Below are 17089 nucleotides of genomic sequence, written 5' to 3'. Positions count from 1 at the left end.
CATACCGGAATTTTTCACCTAAACCGAAGGCGGCTCTTACAAGCGCCGGGGATCTTACAACCCAAAGGAGCACAGACGCAATGAACACCTATGCGTTTCTCATTAAGGCAAAAGCGAAGTCAGGAGAAAAAAACCTGTTTTGCTGGCTCTCTGCCAAATCCGACTCACGCGCCCAACGTGAAATCGAAAACATCCTGGAAGACGCCGAAATTGAAACTGGTCGTGGCGCGGATTACCAGCTGCCGGTCCGTACAAACTGGCTTGTTGTTGACGACTTGCCCGCCGAACGCGTTCTGGATGATACCTGGTGCGATCGTTACGAACTCGGCGAAGACGGGAAGTCATGGAATCAAATTTCAAAAGCCGCGGATTCAGTAAATATCCAGGACGAGCGCGCGCAGCTGGCAGACAATACCGGTAACGCCAGTGCGACGGCTGCCGACGCCCCTGCACTACTCCGCCCGATAGCGCGCCTGCGCCTGCCGCAGCGCCTGATTGCGCACCTGCTTAACGATACGGAAGAGAAAGAAATCAGCGAAGCCCTGCACGTGCAAATCGGCGCAGCTGAGGCGGATGAAAGTAATCTCTATATCCAGAACCTGCTGCAGGCCTGCCGGGATGTACCAGGCATTGATGAACTGTCTGCGCATGTTGAGTGGAAACTCATTCAGGCCGTTAAAGAATTATTCCCACTGGATCAAAACCACGAAGTAAGCGCCCTTAACGGCTTTATCACAGCCTGGGTGGAAGCTGAACCGGGTGATCGCTCCCAGCTCGTTAAAGAGTGGGCTGACCTCGTTCAGGACTGGCCTGAAATTAATAACATCAGCGACACCACCTCTGAAATCGTCCAGGAATTCCGCGACGCTGAAGTGCCAGAGCTTATCACCGTGGCAACCCTGCCATTCCGCCAGCGCCTTCTCGCCCAGCTCATTTCTGAAAATGAGTACGCCTATCACATCACCCTGGAGCAGAAGAAAGAAGTTATTAAGCTGGAAATGGATGTCGATAACTCATACGCCCAGAACCTGCTACTGGCTGCTGAAAACGCGCCTGCGCTGAAAGACGTCAAAGAATACGACCTGTGGAAACTGACCGAGGCGGTCAGGGAAGTGTTTCCGCAGGATCGTAAAACACCCGAGCTTGGTGTGATGCTGCAGTTCCTGAAGGCCTGGAGCGAAACGTCGTATATCGACAAAGGTCTGCTTGTGAAAGAGTGGGCCAAAGGCAACCGCGTGGCCGCTATCCAGCGTACCGATACCGGCACGAACGCTGGCGGCGGCATCGCGACCGATCGCAGCCAGGACTACACGCATACCCTGGATACGCTTGATTACGAGATCGCAGCCGCGACCCTGCCAATGGATTTCGATATCTACAACATCCCGGGCGCCATTCACCGCCGCGCCAGAGAAATCATTGAGAAAAAAGAAAGCCCGTTCAAGGAATGGTCTGCCGCGCTTCGCAAAACAGCGGGTATCCTGGATTATTCGCGCGCATCAATTTTCGCACTGATCCGTGGCGCCGCCGAGAACGTCCATCATTTCCCGGTCAGCCTGCAAACCTACATCAGCGCAAACCTGAAAGAACACCAGCATGACAAGCCAGATGCTGCAACTGTAGAGGCTGCGCAATTCAGCCGTGAAACCCTGAATAAACAACTGGCTGCTGACCGCGGAGAATATGTTGAGGGTATCAGCGACCCGGCTGATCCGAAATGGGATAAAACGCCACGTAAAACTTTCTGTACTCACGAAGAGAATTTACAGCGCGTCCGGGAAGAAGGGGCGCGCCGCCGGGCTGAAGAAGCAGCCGCACAGTCGAAGGTCGAAAACCTAGGCGCTGGTGTGTTCTCTATCGAAGTGATGACCGGTAACACCCCGGCTAATCCGGACAACGGCCCGGTAATGGGCGACGCCACTTATCAGGAAATGGCCGAAGGCATACGCGAAGAATTGGAGGTTACCGAAGATGTGCAGATGGAAACGGCTGTCAGTAACGAAATCCCGGCTGGTACACCGGTATCAACAGGCGAAAGCGCTGATGCAGATCATTCGCAGGCAGATGCCGTAAACGCTGCCGAAGTTTTTACCGCTGGCTGCCCGGCCCTCGCTGCCGCCGCTGAACAGCAATCTGAACAACAAAATATTCCTGAAAATATTTCGGACACTGAAGAAGAGCCAGTAATCGAGTACCCGGCTTTCTTCGAACCAGGCCGATATGAAGGGGTGCCGAACAACGTTTACCACGCCGCGAACGGTATCAGCTCAACCATGGTGAAAGATGCCCGTGTATCGCTGATGTATTTCAATGCGCGCCACGTTGAAAAGACCATTTCCCGCGAGCAGTCCAAAGTGCTGGATATGGGTAACCTGGTGCATGCGCTGGCACTGCAACCGGAGAACCTGCACGCAGAATTCAGTATTGAGCCTGAAATCCCGCAGGGTGCGTTCACCACCACCGCAACGCTGCGCGCGTTTATCGACGAACACAACGCCAGCCTGCCGGCGCTGCTGAGCGCTGACGATATCAAAGCGCTGCTGGAAGAGCACAACGCCACCCTGACAGCTCCACTGCCGCTGGGCGGCAGTCTGGAAGAGACAGCGCAGAGCTATATGGCTCTGCCCGCAGAATATCAGCGTATTGAGCCTGACCAGAAGCAGACAGCGACGGCAATGAAAGCCTGCATTAAGGAGCACAACGCCACCCTGCCCGCGCCGGTGAAAACCAGCGGTAGCCGTGATGCGCTCCTCGAGCAGCTGGCGATCATCAACCCTGACCTGGTGGCTCAGGAAGCGCAGAAACCGGCACCGTTGAAAGTGTCCGGCACGAAAGCGGAGATGATCCAGGCGGTGAAGTCCGTTAAACCGGATGCGGTGTTTGCGGACGAACTACTGGACGCCTGGCGCGAAAATCCGGAGGAAAAAATTCTGGTAACGCGCCAGCAGCTGGCGACCGCCCAAGCCATTCAGTCGGCGTTACTGGCCCACCCGACCGCCGGTAAGTTCCTGACTCATTCAGGCCGCGCCGTCGAGGTGAGCTATTTCGGGATTGACGAAGAAACCGGGCTGGAAATCCGGGTACGCCCGGACCTTGAAATCGATATGAACGGCATCCGCATCGGGGCTGACCTCAAGACGATAAGCATGTGGAACATCAAGCAGTCAGCTCTGCGCGCCCGGCTCCACCGCGAAATCATTGACCGCGATTATCACCTGAGCGCGGCCATGTATACCGAAACTGCAGCACTGGATCAGTTCTTCTGGATATTCGTGAACAAAGACGAAGGTTACCACTGGATCGCCATTGTCGAAGCCAGCCAGGAACTGCTGGAGCTGGGCGCGCTTGAGTACCGCACTACCATGCGCGCAATCGCGAACGCATTCGATACCGGCGAGTGGCCAGCACCGATTGTTGACGATTACACCGACGAACTGAACGACTACGATATGCGCCGCCTCGAAGCGCTGCGCACGGCTTAAGGGGAAAACAGATGCAAAACTCAAACGTAGCAGTGGCTGATCAAACAGCTGTCGTTAACTCCAATATTGCGCTTTTTGATTCGCAGTACCTTAACGCAATCAGCGCCTTTGCCCAGATGATGGCGCAGGGCTCCGCAACGGTACCGCGCCACCTGCAGGGTAATCCGGCAGACTGCATGGCCGTCGCTATGCAGGCAGCGCAGTGGCAGATGAATCCCTTTGCGGTCGCTCAGAAAACCCACCTGATTAACGGTGCGCTGAGCTATGAAGCTCAGCTGGTTAATGCCGTCATCTCACGCAGCGGCGTGCTGGCCTCCCGCTTTGAATATGAGTGGTATGGCCCGTGGGAAAATGTAATCGGTAAATTCAGTATCAAAAAAGGCGAGAAAGGTGAATACCGGGTACCCGGCTGGACGATGGCTGACGAAACCGGGATCGGCATTATCATCCGCGCCCGGCTGAAAGGTGAAGACGAACCGCGTGAACTTGACCTCCTGCTGGCTCAGGCTCGTGTGCGCAACTCCCCGCTTTGGGCAGATGATCCCCGCCAGCAGCTCGCTTATCTGGCGGTTAAACGCTGGGCCCGGCTGTACTGCCCTGACGTCATTATGGGTGTTTACACGCCGGATGAACTGGAAGAACGCCAGGAGAAGGTTATTAACCCGGAACCCGTGCCGCGCGTTACCGTCCAGGAAATTACGGGCGACAGTGTAGCCACCAGCAATGTTCAGGAGTCCACCCCGAACATCGATGCCCTGGCCGATGATTTCCGCGACCGCATTGAAACTGCTGAAGACGTCGACAGCGCGAAAGCTGTACGTGCGGATATCGAAGCAGCGAAAGCCAGACTGGGCACCGCCCTGTTTACTGAACTGAAAAATAAAGCCGTGAAGCGCTACTACCTGGTGGATGCGCGCAACAAAGTCGAAGCGGCGATCAACTCCCTTCCGCAGCCAAATGAACCGGATGCCGTTGAACGATTCGCGAAGGCTGAGCAGACCCTGACGGCGGCGAAACGCCACCTGGGCGATGAGCTGTACGAGAAGTTCAGCATCACGCTGCTGGATATGAAACCTGAGTATGTCGGCTAAGGGAGGCGGGAGGGTTCGCCCTCCCGGTTAACGATGAGACTAATCAACCGCAGCAAATCATCACCAATTGCACGGCAGGCATGTAATGCAGCACTGGCAGAACACGTAACCAGATTCGGCGATTACGGTCCTCAGAAAACAAAATCCACCTATGCGGTGGCAGTACAGGGAACAAAGGTGATTGTGGAAGTGGTTAACCGCAAATCCAGCTATGTAGCCACGGCAATGACAGGCATGCGGCGGTTGCGGGCCGTCGTCTGTTGATATCGATTTATCAACTCACTGCGGCGGGCATGGATATACTCATGCCTGCCGCCATGGAGCAACTATGGCACAGGTTATTTTTAACGAAGAATGGGTTGTCGAGTTAAAACTGGCCGAAAAAACCGGCCTGAGTAACCGGCAGATCAAAGAGCATCGCCATGGAACATGGGTGGAAGGTGTTCACTTCAAAAAAGTCACAATGACAGGGAAGGAAACCAAACGAGGGATCATCTGGTACAACTATCCGCGCATCAATCAGCTGGTACAGGAATCGTAATGAATTACCCAAAGGGTGTTGAAATACATAACGGAAAAATTCGTATCACCTTCACCTTCCGTGGCAAGCGTTGTCGTGAGGTACTGAAGGGTTGGGTAGTCAATAATGCCAATATCAAAAAAGCCGGCAGCCTGCGCGCGCTGATCATGAGCGAGATCCAACTGGGCGAGTTCGATTACGCGCTTCGTTTTCCAGAGTCCAATGCGGTTAAAAAATTTACTTCCACACGTGTGGCTAAAACATGGGGAGAGTTAGTCGCACTCTGGTTGGGTGCAAAAGAAGAAGATATCTCAAAGAATACCATGGCACGTGTTCTCGCCCAGCTAAAGACAATGAACAGGATCATCGGCGAGATGACGCCTATAGCCGATATCACACACAGCGACATGATGAACTACCGCAAAGAACTACTGCGGGGAGAAACTTTTTATGCCGATGGCCACAAGAGAAAGAAAGTCGGTCGCAGTGTTAACACGGTCAACGACTATATATCTCTGACCTGTCAGATTCTTCGTTATGCCCACCGGAGCAAATTCATACAAGATAAGCCGTTTGAGTACATTCCCAAGCTACATAAAGATCGCACCAAACCAGACCCTCTTCTCAGGGATGAATATGCCACGCTCATACTGGCGATAACCGGACAGGATCGAAATATGTGGCAGTTCGCCATTAATTCAGGCCTGCGTCACGGGGAAATTGCGGCGCTTGCATGGGACGATGTTGATTTAAATGCAGGCACGGTTCATATCAGGAGGAACCTGACAGGCCGGGGTGATTTTGTTCCACCTAAAACACTCGCGGGTGATCGCATCATCACCCTACTCGCCCCTGCTCTTGAAGCTCTGAAAGCCCAGTATTCAGTTACCGGCAGCTTAGCGATTACAGAGATTGTTCAGCATTTCAGGGAGTATGGAAAAACCGAGATCCAAAATCACCGTTTCGTTTTCGTACCGGGTTTGCGTTACGGTCAGCCAGGCAAGTATTTCTCCACTCAGTCCATAAGCGATCGGTGGGATGCATCAGTGAATAAAAGCGGCATCCGCAGAAGAACGCCTTACCAGACCCGGCATACTTTTGCGTGCTGGGCGTTATCTGCGGGTGCAAACCCTACGTTTATCGCCAGCCAGCTCGGGCATGAAGATGCGCAAATGGTCTATCGCGTCTATTCATCCTGGATTAAAGAATTCGACGGGGATCAGGTTGAGATGCTGAATGGAAAATTGGCAACCGCCCCCATTACGCCCCTGAAAAGCATTAAATAATAAAATAACCGTTAAAAATCAGGAGGTTATGACACATCAACAGTACTATAGGGGGGTATAGTAACAGAATCGGCAAGTGATTGTAAAATTTGTGTGATTGCGTGGATTCAGAAGAGTAATGGGATACGTTCAGGACAGGAATGTGTGCCCTTTTTCTCCTCAAAAGCGAGGGATGATGTTAAACGCAACACATATGCTTTATCATATATGTAATCTCAAGGGCGCGGAGTCAGGAATGTTACAACCTGTTCAACTTTTCAAAATCCTGTCGGATGAAACTCGTCTTGCCATTGTCATGCTTCTCCGGGAGGCCGGCGAACTGTGCGTCTGCGATATCTGCGCGGCTACTGCGGGTTCACAGCCTAAAATCTCACGCCACATGGCCATACTGCGTGAAGCCGGGCTGGTTCTGGACCGCCGTGAAGGCAAGTGGATCCACTACCGCCTGTCACCCCACATACCGGCATGGGCAGCTGAGACGATCGCGGCATCCTGGCAGTGCCTGCGGGAAGATGTGCGTAAATGTCTGGCAAAATCGGCCTGCGCTGCCTGCTGAGCCGACAAGTCACATACACAAAAACAGATATGATGGAGTTCAGAATGTTACTGGCAGGGAGTATTTTTTTACTGACATTGTTGCTGGTTATTTGGCAACCGAAAGGCCTCAGTATCGGCTGGAGCGCGAGCATCGGGGCCGTGCTGGCGCTGGCTTCAGGCGTTATCCACCTCAGTGATATTCCCGTGGTCTGGAATATTGTCTGGAACGCGACGGCCGCGTTTATCGCAGTGATCATCATCAGCCTGTTACTCGATGAATCGGGCTTCTTTGAATGGGCTGCACTGCATGTCTCCCGATGGGGTAACGGGAGCGGACGGTTACTGTTTACCTGGATAGTTCTGCTGGGCGCGGCTGTTGCTGCGCTGTTTGCCAATGACGGCGCCGCGCTTATTCTGACGCCGATAGTGATCGCCATGCTTCTCGCACTGGGGTTCAGCCAGGGCACCACACTGGCCTTTGTAATGGCCGCCGGCTTTATCGCGGATACCGCCAGTCTGCCGCTTATTGTTTCTAATCTGGTGAATATCGTCTCGGCCGATTTCTTCGGTCTGGGATTTACGCAGTACGCCTCCGTCATGGTTCCGGTGGATCTGGCTGCCATTGCGGCAACGCTGGTTATGCTGCATCTCTTCTTTCGCAGGGAGATTCCGGCCACGTATGATGTTTCCCGACTCAAGCCCCCCGCCAGTGCGATAAAGGATCCGGCGACATTCCGGGCGGGCCGGATTGTTCTGCTGTTTCTGCTTATCGGATTCTTTGTTCTTGAACCGCTGGGGATCCCGGTCAGCGCGATAGCCGCCGTTGGCACAACGGTGTTGTTTGTGGTGGCGAAAAAAGGCCATGCCATTAACACCGGAAAAGTGCTCCGTGGCGCACCCTGGCAGATTGTTATTTTCTCGTTGGGTATGTACCTGGTTGTCTACGGCCTGCGCAATGCCGGATTAACGGCGTATCTTTCAGACGTCCTGAATCTGTTGGCGGAAAAAGGATTATGGACCGCAACGTTCGGCACGGGTTTCCTGGCGGCCTTTCTGTCGTCAGTGATGAACAATATGCCTACGGTGCTGATTGGCGCGCTGTCAATTGACGGGAGCACCGCGGACGGCGTCATCAAAGCGGCGATGATTTATGCCAATGTGATCGGCTGTGATTTGGGCCCGAAAATCACCCCAATTGGCAGTCTTGCCACCTTGTTGTGGTTGCATGTTCTTTCACAGAAAAAGATAACCATTAGCTGGGGATATTATTTTCGCACCGGCGTCATAATGACCCTGCCTGTGCTGTTTGTTACGCTGGCCGCGCTGGCGTGGCGGCTCTCGATCACTTTGTAAAGAGAAAATATTATGAGCAACATTACCATCTATCACAACCCGGCCTGCGGCACCTCACGTAACACGCTGGAGATGATCCGTAACAGCGGTAACGAACCCACTATCATTTATTACCTTGATACACCGCCGTCCCGCAATGAACTCATTAAACTCATCTCAGATATGGGAATTACGGTGCGCGCGTTACTGCGTAACAACGTTGAACCATATGAACAACTGGGGCTTGATGAAGACGCATTTTCCGATGCGCAATTAATCGATTTTATGCTTCAGTATCCGATCCTGATCAATCGTCCGGTGGTAGTCACACCGCTTGGCACACGTTTATGCCGCCCGTCAGAAAAGGTGCTGGATATTCTCCCCGATGATCAAAAAGGGGCGTTTACAAAAGAGGATGGGGAAAAAGTGGTTAACGAAGCAGGGAAGCGAGTTTAGCGCCTGCTCAATGTTATAAGGCCTGACCCTCAGCGCCTCCTCTCAGGGATGAAGGAGGCGGCTCGTACTGTCGATATCCGGACAGATGACGCACAGAGCCTGCCATCATGTTCAGCCTTTCCGGTAAAGGCTGTTTTTACAGGGAAATGGGGGTAAAACTCTGTGTACAGGGCATCGTAAATTCACGGTTATGTCTGTAAGGCTATAAGGTTGAAGCAACCGACTGCCTGTCAGGTGCGATCCTTCGCATTAGTTACGCCGCGCAGCCTGTCGAACGGCGGCTCGGGTCAATTCCCGTTGTTATCACACAGCATGAATATCAGGGGTTGTTATCCGCCCAACAGCCTGTTTACTTGCCTGATTGCATCGACATCTGCTGAGCTGATTTCAGGTGCTGCTCAACGATGGGCGTATGTGCATCGGCCAGGGCCTTCACATCGGGATCCTTGATATTCTGTGCATCACTCTTCAGTTTCGACAGCACCATTTCATGATCTTTGGTGCCCGCGTTTTCCATGTACATCTTGTCAAAGGCATCGCCAGTCTGCTGTTCAAGCTTCGCGGCCATCTCTTTGTGCATGGCGTCCGGCTCAGTCGGCAGCGACACGCCTTTTTGCCCGGCAACCGCCTGCACTTTAGTCAGGGCACTGCCGTGGTCTTCGATCATCTTCTGAGCGAAGGCTTTGACTTCGCTACTTTGGGCCTTTTGCAGCGCGATTCTGGCGGCGGCGACTTCATTGATATTGGCCTGCGCCATGTCCTTTAACGCTTTTTCATCGTCAGCGCTGAGTCTGGCGTTCGATGCGGTCTGGCCTGCGGTGCTATTCTGCGCGGCGTTGGTCTGCGTCTGGGCCTGCACGCTGACGGTGCTGAACATCGCTGCGATTGCCGAAATGGCGAGCAGACTTTTCAAGGTCTTACGCTTTTGCATTTTACTCTCCTGGTGCTCGTGGATGAGGTTGTGCCAGATAATCAACCGTGCGCGGTTTCGTATGAAAATGACAACGGTTATGGTCAGTATAGTGCCAGACCACAGGTTAAGTGATGGCCTCAACGGAGAATGGCAGGAAATAGCGGAATAAAAGCGCGATAAATGGCCGGAAATTTCCCTCAGGAAAGGTCGTGTAGCGGCTTGTCGGAGGGTTTACCGAGGGAAAAATCGCCGAAAGCGACCTCCAGTCCCTGCCTCTCCGGCGTACATGCCATGACGCCTACAAATCGCTTTTGACATTCCGGCCAGTGGCACAGCCTCAGCAGCGGCCACGTTTTACCGTCTGCGGAATACTGGATGCGCAATGCTTCGTTTTTCAGGGTAGCGCGCATCCAGAATGTGCCAGGATCGCCCGTGAACAGACCGGTTGCCCAGTCCGATGTGCCACGCGTGACCACGCTGCTGATAGCGGGTTGCTCGTCATTAAACTCAATACCCGCCTTAACCCAGCGTTCTTCATCGTCCAGAATAAAGATGCCGGCCTGGTCATAAAGATGGGTAAATTCAGCCCTGACTTTTACCTGGAGAGTAAATTCCCCTTCGACATAAAATCCATACGCGTGACCGCTATGGCGCTGAAAACCATAATACGTGCGCGCCCAGAAGTCCGTGTCAGCGTGTGTGGTAAAGGCCAGGTGTCCATTTTCCAGGCAATAAATATCGGGTGGGTTAATCCAGTACCCGCCCTCAGCTTGCAGCGAATGAATCAGGGTCATCAGTTGCCTCCTCGCATCATGTTATTTATAGCAGCTGGCAAAGGCTTCTCAACGGAAAACAATAAGGCCCACCGAAGTGGGCCTTTACACAGTCAATGACGATGCCATTATGAGGCTTTATGCTCGATGACCTGCTGCGAATTTTCAATGGCGATTTTACGCGGCTTTTCGCTTTCCGGGATTTCCTGATAAATGGAAACGTATAACAGCCCGCTATCCAGTTTCGCATTATCGACCTTCGCGAATTCAGGTAATGAGAAGCTCAGGCGAAAATCGGCGCGTCGGATGCCGCGGTAAATCCAGCCCTCTTCGCTCTCCGACTCGCTGGCCGAACGTTTACCCGAGACATGAAGGTTGCCGCCCACCGTTTCAATTTCAAGCTCATCTTCTTTCCAGCCGGGTACGCTTAAGGTAAGCAGATAGTGATTCCCGTCTACTTTTTTCAAATCGTAAGCGGGTGATGCGGAAACGGGCGTATCCCCCGTTAACTGGCTAAAAAGCCGATCGATACGGTTAAAGCGATCGCTAAACACAGAGTCAGCTAAGCCCGGGAAGGCTGACAAGGTTCTGAGTGCCATAAGTTAACCTCCTGAATCATCAATTCAAAAGCTCAAGTTAAAGGCAAGCGTGGCTTGTCCGATACTAAAAATAGGATCGCCGACGGCGGTTTCAAGGGGGGCAATGAAAAAAATTTCCTGAACAAGCTGCCCGGCGCCTACAAGAAAAGAGAGTTGAATGGGGTGCCGCAGCGTCCCTATTCTGTCATTAATCAATTGAAAAAATGTACAGGGAAAATCATGAACACCTTCAGCATCATCGCCATCCCGTTTTTTGCGACAGCCGTTGTTTTACTGACCCTGGGCGCGACCCGGAAAAACCGTGCTTTTTTTATCGTCGGCGGCGTCATGATGGCCTCAACGGTGGTCAATGCGGTGATTGGCCTGGCGCTGTAACCATGAGGCTACATCGTCCGCTAAAATGACGCAGCCTGAAAGCGATAGACAAAGTTTTCGAAAAATCGGTCTTTAATTACTCACTTATTAAAGACTTTTGGATCGTGATTTTATTCGGCCCCTTTTCATGCGATGCCATCAAAAGGGAGCGCAAACAGCGCTGACTATTACCATTATTCACTGATTCTTCGGGGGAATAATAGCCGCAAAATAATCCCCAGGGGTATCAAGATACAACAACCCTCTTAAATATCTTTATTTATCAAGAGGTAATAAAATGAAAAGTATCGTAATGAAAATTAAAATTTAGTTTAATGAGATTTTTTTCATATTTTTATTAGACAAGAACATTTCGTTTGCTAATATTGAATGGCAGTTTCGAAACGCGACTGCATAAATGACAGTACACCACAGGAGCATTATTTTCTCATGGAATGGGTTGTAGAGAAGCAGTTGGTTTGCCCTTCAACTGGCACATATTTCGCCTTAGTATCAAGCGCCAGAAATTTAAAACTTATATTATGGTATAAAGGCAGCTATTTTATACGCACCGGAAATAGTCTCAACACAGGTTATTTCGGTATTAATATTAATGGTCGTGCCAGAAACATTGAAATTATTCACGCCTTCCCTTTTAACCCCGTACTCTGGAATACGTTTAAATCGACAATGCGCTGTCCGGGCAATGATGCCCTTCTTTCTTGCGAATGTGCCCGCGCTGAGCGTTGTTTATTTAAAATATGTCCTTACGGTATCAGTCCGCTTCAACAATAAGCGTTATTTTTGTCTGAAATATAAAGGGCAGAAAAGCGTCGAGCGTTGATTGCGCGAGATCCAACGCTCGATTATTTATTATGCTTTTCTTTCCAGTAAATACTGACGCAGCCACCTGCCTGCCACACCCGGTGGCGTGCGTTTATTCCACAGCACATCAATCGCCAGGCTCTGCGGCCAACCGGGAATCGGTAGCGGCACCAGCGTTTGCGGGCTGGCAAATTCATCCACCAGCGCGCAGGGTAATGCGCACCAGCCAAAACCCTGTACCGCCATGCTTAACAGCAGCAGATAGTTGGGCGCAGACCAGACCGGCCCCCGATAGAGGTTGATGGATTTATCCAGAAAGGTATTCAGGCGAAGCTCGCGCCAGGCGTTCAGCTCTTCATAAGCGATTTGCTCACGCCGGGCCAGCGGATGGGTTGCTGCAACGTAAATGCCCCTGTGACTCTGCAACGGCAAACGGCTGGCGCCAATATCGCCGGGATAGCGTTCCCGCGCCTCTATCAGGCCAATCTGCGCGCGCCCCTTTTCAATCAGATCGATAACATCCTCATTTTCGCCAATCAGGCATTCAAACTCGGTATGAGGAAAGAGGCGGTCGAACTGCGTCCAGAGATCTTCCAGCACCTCCGGATCGAGCGTATCAGAGAGCACAAATGACAGCCGTGGTTCCGTTTCGCTCGACAAAGCGACCGCGAGCTCATCAAGCCTGTCGCTGGCGGAGAGGATCGCCTGTACATAACTCAGCACCTGATGCCCCTGCTCCGTCAATACCGGCTGTCTTGCCGAGCGGTCAAATAACAGGACGCCCAGGTCCGCTTCCAGATTGGCGACGGCGGTGCTGATTGTCGACTGGCTTTTGCGCAGCCGCCGCGCCGCGCCGGAAAACGAACCGGTTGATACGGTTTCAACAAAGGCCACCAGCGCCTCAGGGGAATAACGCATTGTGTATCGCTTTTATCGATGGATTCTATCTTCAGAATATCATTTAAATCGATAAAATTCCCGGCAATGACTTTTGACTTCAACAACCAGGCAATAATCTATGCAAACCGTTTTACCTGAAAAACGCGCGTTACCAGAACGGATATTCCATGCAGTGTGCTTTGAAGGGCTGGCAACCGCAATTCTTGCGCCTGTCATGGCATGGTTGATGACGCGTAATGTGGTGGAAATGGGTGGGTTAACTCTTCTGCTGGCGACGGCAGCGATGATGTGGAACGTCATCTATAACATGATGTTTGATCGGTTATGGCCTGCTCATCACGTTACCCGTACGGCTAAGGTCCGTTTGTTTCATGCCATGGGCTTCGAAGGCGTATTTATTTTGATTGGTCTGTCGATCGCCGCGTTTTATCTCGGCATCAGCTACGTTGAGGCTTTTATTCTGGAAATCGGCATTTTGCTGTTTTTCCTGCCTTACACCATGTTCTATAACTGGGCTTACGATACGCTGCGTGCGCGGTTTGTGATGCGCTATCAGTAGGTCCAGCCTGTCACCCCTGAACACAGCATGACGCGCATGATCAAGTGCGCAGTGGAATAATATTCCCGTCGCCTTGACAGGAACTCACCGGATAACACTTGCACAGCGAATGCACTTGCTATCCGGTTGTTTGTTCACTGCCGATCCGTTTAGTTGCCCGGTGTTAAGGCTTGCTGAATAGCATCCGCCAGCGGACCGATCTCCCTTGCCACCGATTGCAGATCGTATTCCGTGCGCGCGCCGGAAATGCCGTTGCCTGCGCCCACGGCGGATTTTGCTATTTCCAGCGCGGCCGCGACGGCGAGTAAACGCTGTTTGTTTTGCGGTGTGTCGTTGTCGTCGAAGTACCCTGCTAACATCATGATCTCCTTTTATTTCATTCAGAATGGCAGTATACGCCACCGCAAATAAAGGATGAATGATTTACCAGCCGCAGACCTCGTGTTCATCTTCGGTATCGTAGGCGCGCACGGTATTAACCAGTTCTTTAATCACTTCGGCGGCCACATCCGGCACCAGCAGCGCCATCGGCGTTTCGGTTTCATAATCCACTGATACGCCATTGCTGTTATTGGTCACCGTTACGGTATAGGTTGCCTTGCCCATCATTGACTCCTTATTTTTTCACGTTGCGCAGTTTTGCGCCCGCTAACAGCACCTCAGGGGCGACGAAAAAGTCGACGTTAAACCAGGTGTCGTCAGTGAGTAGTTCGATGTAATGCCATTTTTCCGGCGGGAAAACGCCAAACTCCCCGGCGTTAATCACGCGCTCGCTATCCGGCTCAGGACAGTCGGCATCGGCGAACCCGTAGTATTTCACTGCACCCTGCATCACCGATAATCGTGGATACACGCCCGGACGCGTACCGGTATCGAGATGGCGTTTGAAAATCCCTGCGGGCGCAGTGTCTTTGTTCCAGAAAGGCGTAGAGCGGGTGTGAATACAGTCGGCTGGAATGCGCAGCATAATGTCCCCCTGATGAGTCGCGGTAAGCGTTAACGCTATTTAACCACGTTGCGTCGAGGGGCATTTTTCAAAATGTGCAGTTGAAATGCAACTTTATTTTAAGACCGTTTGCCAGGCATCATCCGCAGCAACGTGTTGTCCTTCCAGACGTAGTGATGAAACAGCGCGGCTGCGGCATGCAGCGCCAGCACGAGGTAGCCCAGTCGGGCGATAAGTTCGTGATAGTCCGCCAGTGTATCGGCGAAATCCTCATCCGGCACCGCCGCCACGGGCATCGCAATGCCAAAAGCCACCCACTCGCTGCCGCCATAGTATTTCATGGTGACGCCCAGCAGCGGCAGCGCGAGGTAAATAAGATAAATCAGCAGATGCACCAGATGGGAAAGCCCGATAAACAGCGGATGCGGCCTGGGCGTAATGGGCGGCGCGGCGTAGTGGATGCACAGCGCCAGCCGCAGCGCCATGACGACAAAGATCGTGATGCCGCAGCTGAAGTGAACCGAAGCCGCAATCGGGCGAAGGCTGCGTGGAAACTCGCTGCGCAATTCCATCGCCGTATAAGCAACGATCACCAGCAGAAAAACCAGCCAGTGCAGCGTAATTTGCAGTGAGGTGTATTTTGAGCGCATCGCGAAAACCCCAACAGTGATCCCTGTTTAAGCGTAGCCGCAAGGCTCTGGCGTGGCGAAAAAAAACGGCCCGTCATGGGCCGTTGCGAATTATTCGTTGATGTCGGGATGCTGCTGCACCAGGCGCTGGCGCTTCTCCTGAAGATCGGCGATTTCCTGGTCGATATCCTCGATTTTTTGCTCGATGTTATCGTGATGCTCCTGGAGGATTTCACGCGCTTCCTGGATGTCCGAGGCCGCAGGCGTCGCGCCTTTCAGCGGGCGGTTAGCGGTTTCTTTCATCGTCAGGCCGGTGATCAGACCAATCACCGCAATCACCATCAGGTAATAGGCGGGCATCATCAAATCGTCAGAGGTTTCAACCAGCCATGCCGCCAGGGTCGGCGTCAGGCCCGCAACTAAGACCGAAATATTAAACGCGCTCGCCAGGGCGCTGTAGCGGATGTGGGTCGGGAACATCGCCGGCAGCGTGGAGGCCATCACGCCGGTAAAGGCGTTAAGGATCACCGCCAGCATCAGCAGGCCTGCGAAAATCAGCCCGATGACGTTGCTGTTAATCAGAATAAATGCCGGGATCGCCAGCAGCAGCAGCGCCACGCTACCAAAAATCACGAACGGGCGGCGGCCAAAACGGTCGCTCAACAGGCCCATAATTGGCTGCACAAACAGCATCCCGATCATGATGGCGATAATAATCAGCACGCCGTGATCTTCTGAATAATGCAGGTTGTGGGACAGGTAGCTCGGCATATAGGTGAGCAGCATGTAGTAGGTCACGTTGGTGGTGATCACCACGCCGATACAGGTCAACAGGCTGCGCCAGTGTTTGGTGGCAATCTCTTTAAACGAGACTTTTGGCCCGTCGCGCAGGCCGTCGCGATCGCCCTGCTCCAGCTTATCGACATGCTGCTGGAACGCCGGAGTTTCTTCCAGCGCGTGGCGTAAATAGAGCCCGATGATACCCAGCGGCAGTGCCAGGAAGAACGGGATACGCCAGCCCCACTCCAGGAACTTCTCTTCGCCGATCATCGCGGAGAGCAACACCACCACGCCCGCGCCCAGCACGAACCCGGCGATGGACCCAAAGTCCAGCCAGCTGCCCATAAAGCCGCGTTTGCGGTCCGGTGAGTATTCAGCCACGAAGATCGACGCGCCGGTATATTCACCGCCTACCGAGAAGCCCTGCGCCATCTTACACAGCAGCAGCAATACCGGCGCCCAGATGCCTATCGAGGCATACGAGGGTATCAGCCCGATACAGAAGGTACTGACCGACATAATAACGATGGTGATGGCGAGGATTTTCTGGCGACCATATTTATCGCCCAGCATCCCAAAGAACAGACCGCCGAGCGGACGGATCAGGAACGGAACCGAGAAGGTGGCAAGCGCGGCGATCATCTGAACGCTGGGATCGGCGCCTGGAAAGAAGACTTTACCAAGGGCATAGGCAACGAAGCCGTAAACCCCGAAATCGAACCATTCCATGGCATTACCCAGGGAGGCCGCCGTTATCGCTTTACGAAGCCGCGAGTCATCAATGATTGTGACATCGGAGAGCGATATCGGCTCAATTTTTTTCCTTTTAAGTTTCATAGTCATCCTCTAAAAATCACCGTAGCGACAGCAGACGCACGCAAATAGCCCAGTCTGAGCAGTGCGTGGTTTCACGAAGCGGCGAAATAAAAGTTAGAAACAGGGTTGCCCCTTTGAAAGCGTAGCAGGTTTGTTATTTCAGCATGGTGAAGTAATAAGCAATCGCGCTGTGTGTGTCAGGTATTGCTGTAACAACTTATTTACCTTATCAGGGATGTAAATAGTGATCAACTTCACATAATCTGAAGTTATCGATCGGCTGAAAAGAAT

General features: G+C 52.6%; 20 protein-coding genes. 11 read left to right on the top strand and 9 right to left on the bottom strand.

Annotation, left to right across the window (positions count from 1 at the left end; all coding sequences use genetic code 11):
* Positions 1-80 precede the first annotated feature (80 nt).
* The 8 genes from GV764_RS02365 to arsC all read left to right on the top strand — a co-directional run bounded on the left by GV764_RS02365 (position 81) and on the right by arsC (position 8704).
* Complete coding sequence (locus tag GV764_RS02365) at positions 81-3482, top strand: RecE family exodeoxyribonuclease (protein ID WP_161658912.1); 3402 nt, start codon at positions 81-83, stop codon at positions 3480-3482.
* Positions 3483-3493: 11 nt separating this feature from the next.
* Entirely contained in the window at positions 3494-4573 is a 1080-nt protein-coding gene (locus GV764_RS02360) for a RecT family recombinase (RefSeq protein ID WP_161658911.1), read from the top strand.
* Between the two features lie 33 nt (positions 4574-4606).
* Positions 4607-4837 (top strand): DUF4060 family protein, encoded by a 231-nt coding sequence (locus GV764_RS02355; RefSeq protein WP_161658910.1) that lies wholly within the window; start codon positions 4607-4609, stop codon positions 4835-4837.
* Positions 4838-4901: 64 nt separating this feature from the next.
* The gene (gene xisR, locus GV764_RS02350; RefSeq protein ID WP_144129407.1) at positions 4902-5114 is read left to right on the top strand and encodes an excisionase family protein; all 213 of its coding nucleotides are present in this window, start codon (positions 4902-4904) and stop codon (positions 5112-5114) included.
* A complete protein-coding gene (locus GV764_RS02345) occupies positions 5114-6379 on the top strand; it encodes a tyrosine-type recombinase/integrase (RefSeq protein WP_161658909.1) in 1266 nt (421 codons plus the stop codon). Before xisR ends, GV764_RS02345 begins: the two co-directional genes overlap by 1 nt.
* A 235-nt stretch (positions 6380-6614) precedes the next feature.
* Positions 6615-6935 carry a metalloregulator ArsR/SmtB family transcription factor gene (locus GV764_RS02340; RefSeq protein ID WP_161658908.1) on the top strand — a complete coding sequence of 107 codons (321 nt, stop codon included), beginning with the start codon at positions 6615-6617 and terminating at the stop codon, positions 6933-6935.
* A gap of 44 nt (positions 6936-6979) precedes the next feature.
* Positions 6980-8269, top strand: coding sequence for an arsenic transporter (locus GV764_RS02335; protein ID WP_161658907.1), 1290 nt, complete (start codon positions 6980-6982; stop codon positions 8267-8269).
* Positions 8270-8281: 12 nt separating this feature from the next.
* Positions 8282-8704 carry a glutaredoxin-dependent arsenate reductase gene (gene arsC / locus GV764_RS02330; protein ID WP_161658906.1) on the top strand — a complete coding sequence of 141 codons (423 nt, stop codon included), beginning with the start codon at positions 8282-8284 and terminating at the stop codon, positions 8702-8704.
* A 349-nt stretch (positions 8705-9053) separates the two neighbouring features.
* On the opposite strand, the gene GV764_RS02325 is transcribed toward arsC, so the two are convergent.
* The 3 genes from GV764_RS02325 to GV764_RS02315 all read right to left on the bottom strand — a co-directional run bounded on the left by GV764_RS02325 (position 9054) and on the right by GV764_RS02315 (position 10989).
* On the bottom strand, positions 9054-9635 hold the full coding sequence (locus tag GV764_RS02325) for a DUF4142 domain-containing protein (RefSeq protein ID WP_161658905.1): 582 nt from the start codon (positions 9633-9635) through the stop codon (positions 9054-9056).
* Between the two features lie 179 nt (positions 9636-9814).
* A complete protein-coding gene (locus GV764_RS02320; protein ID WP_161658904.1) occupies positions 9815-10411 on the bottom strand; it encodes a DUF1349 domain-containing protein in 597 nt (198 codons plus the stop codon).
* 107 nt (positions 10412-10518) lie between these two features.
* The gene (locus GV764_RS02315; RefSeq protein ID WP_161658903.1) at positions 10519-10989 is read right to left on the bottom strand and encodes an Hsp20 family protein; all 471 of its coding nucleotides are present in this window, start codon (positions 10987-10989) and stop codon (positions 10519-10521) included.
* 54 nt (positions 10990-11043) lie between these two features.
* Between GV764_RS02315 and GV764_RS02310 the strand changes: the two genes are divergently transcribed.
* Both GV764_RS02310 and GV764_RS02305 read left to right on the top strand, forming a co-directional pair.
* Positions 11044-11364 (top strand): hypothetical protein, encoded by a 321-nt coding sequence (locus GV764_RS02310; RefSeq protein WP_161658902.1) that lies wholly within the window; start codon positions 11044-11046, stop codon positions 11362-11364.
* A 429-nt stretch (positions 11365-11793) separates the two neighbouring features.
* Positions 11794-12138: an anti-adapter protein iraM gene (locus GV764_RS02305; protein ID WP_161658901.1), complete on the top strand. Its 345-nt coding sequence runs from the start codon at positions 11794-11796 to the stop codon at positions 12136-12138.
* A 78-nt stretch (positions 12139-12216) separates the two neighbouring features.
* On the opposite strand, the gene GV764_RS02300 is transcribed toward GV764_RS02305, so the two are convergent.
* Positions 12217-13086 (bottom strand): LysR family transcriptional regulator, encoded by an 870-nt coding sequence (locus tag GV764_RS02300; protein ID WP_161658900.1) that lies wholly within the window; start codon positions 13084-13086, stop codon positions 12217-12219.
* A 100-nt stretch (positions 13087-13186) separates the two neighbouring features.
* On the opposite strand from GV764_RS02300, the gene GV764_RS02295 reads away from it, so the two are divergent.
* Positions 13187-13627 carry a multidrug/biocide efflux PACE transporter gene (locus GV764_RS02295; protein ID WP_161658899.1) on the top strand — a complete coding sequence of 147 codons (441 nt, stop codon included), beginning with the start codon at positions 13187-13189 and terminating at the stop codon, positions 13625-13627.
* A gap of 149 nt (positions 13628-13776) precedes the next feature.
* On the opposite strand, the gene GV764_RS02290 is transcribed toward GV764_RS02295, so the two are convergent.
* The 5 genes from GV764_RS02290 to proP form a co-directional block, all read right to left on the bottom strand.
* Positions 13777-13989, bottom strand: coding sequence for a hypothetical protein (locus GV764_RS02290; RefSeq protein WP_439954650.1), 213 nt, complete (start codon positions 13987-13989; stop codon positions 13777-13779).
* A gap of 61 nt (positions 13990-14050) precedes the next feature.
* Positions 14051-14233 (bottom strand): DUF1869 domain-containing protein, encoded by a 183-nt coding sequence (locus GV764_RS02285; protein ID WP_161658959.1) that lies wholly within the window; start codon positions 14231-14233, stop codon positions 14051-14053.
* Positions 14234-14243: 10 nt separating this feature from the next.
* Positions 14244-14594: a TehB family protein gene (locus tag GV764_RS02280; protein ID WP_161658898.1), complete on the bottom strand. Its 351-nt coding sequence runs from the start codon at positions 14592-14594 to the stop codon at positions 14244-14246.
* Between the two features lie 98 nt (positions 14595-14692).
* Positions 14693-15223, bottom strand: coding sequence for a cytochrome b561 (cybB, locus tag GV764_RS02275; protein ID WP_161658897.1), 531 nt, complete (start codon positions 15221-15223; stop codon positions 14693-14695).
* A gap of 90 nt (positions 15224-15313) precedes the next feature.
* Complete coding sequence (proP, locus tag GV764_RS02270) at positions 15314-16819, bottom strand: glycine betaine/L-proline transporter ProP (RefSeq protein WP_161658896.1); 1506 nt, start codon at positions 16817-16819, stop codon at positions 15314-15316.
* Positions 16820-17089: the final 270 nt, after the last annotated feature.

This window comes from Atlantibacter hermannii, from assembly GCF_009907385.1.
Taxonomy (GTDB): Bacteria; Pseudomonadota; Gammaproteobacteria; order Enterobacterales; family Enterobacteriaceae; genus Atlantibacter; species Atlantibacter hermannii_A.
Note: the sequence above shows the minus strand (reverse complement) of the source record. Positions and strands in the feature narration are given on the sequence as shown.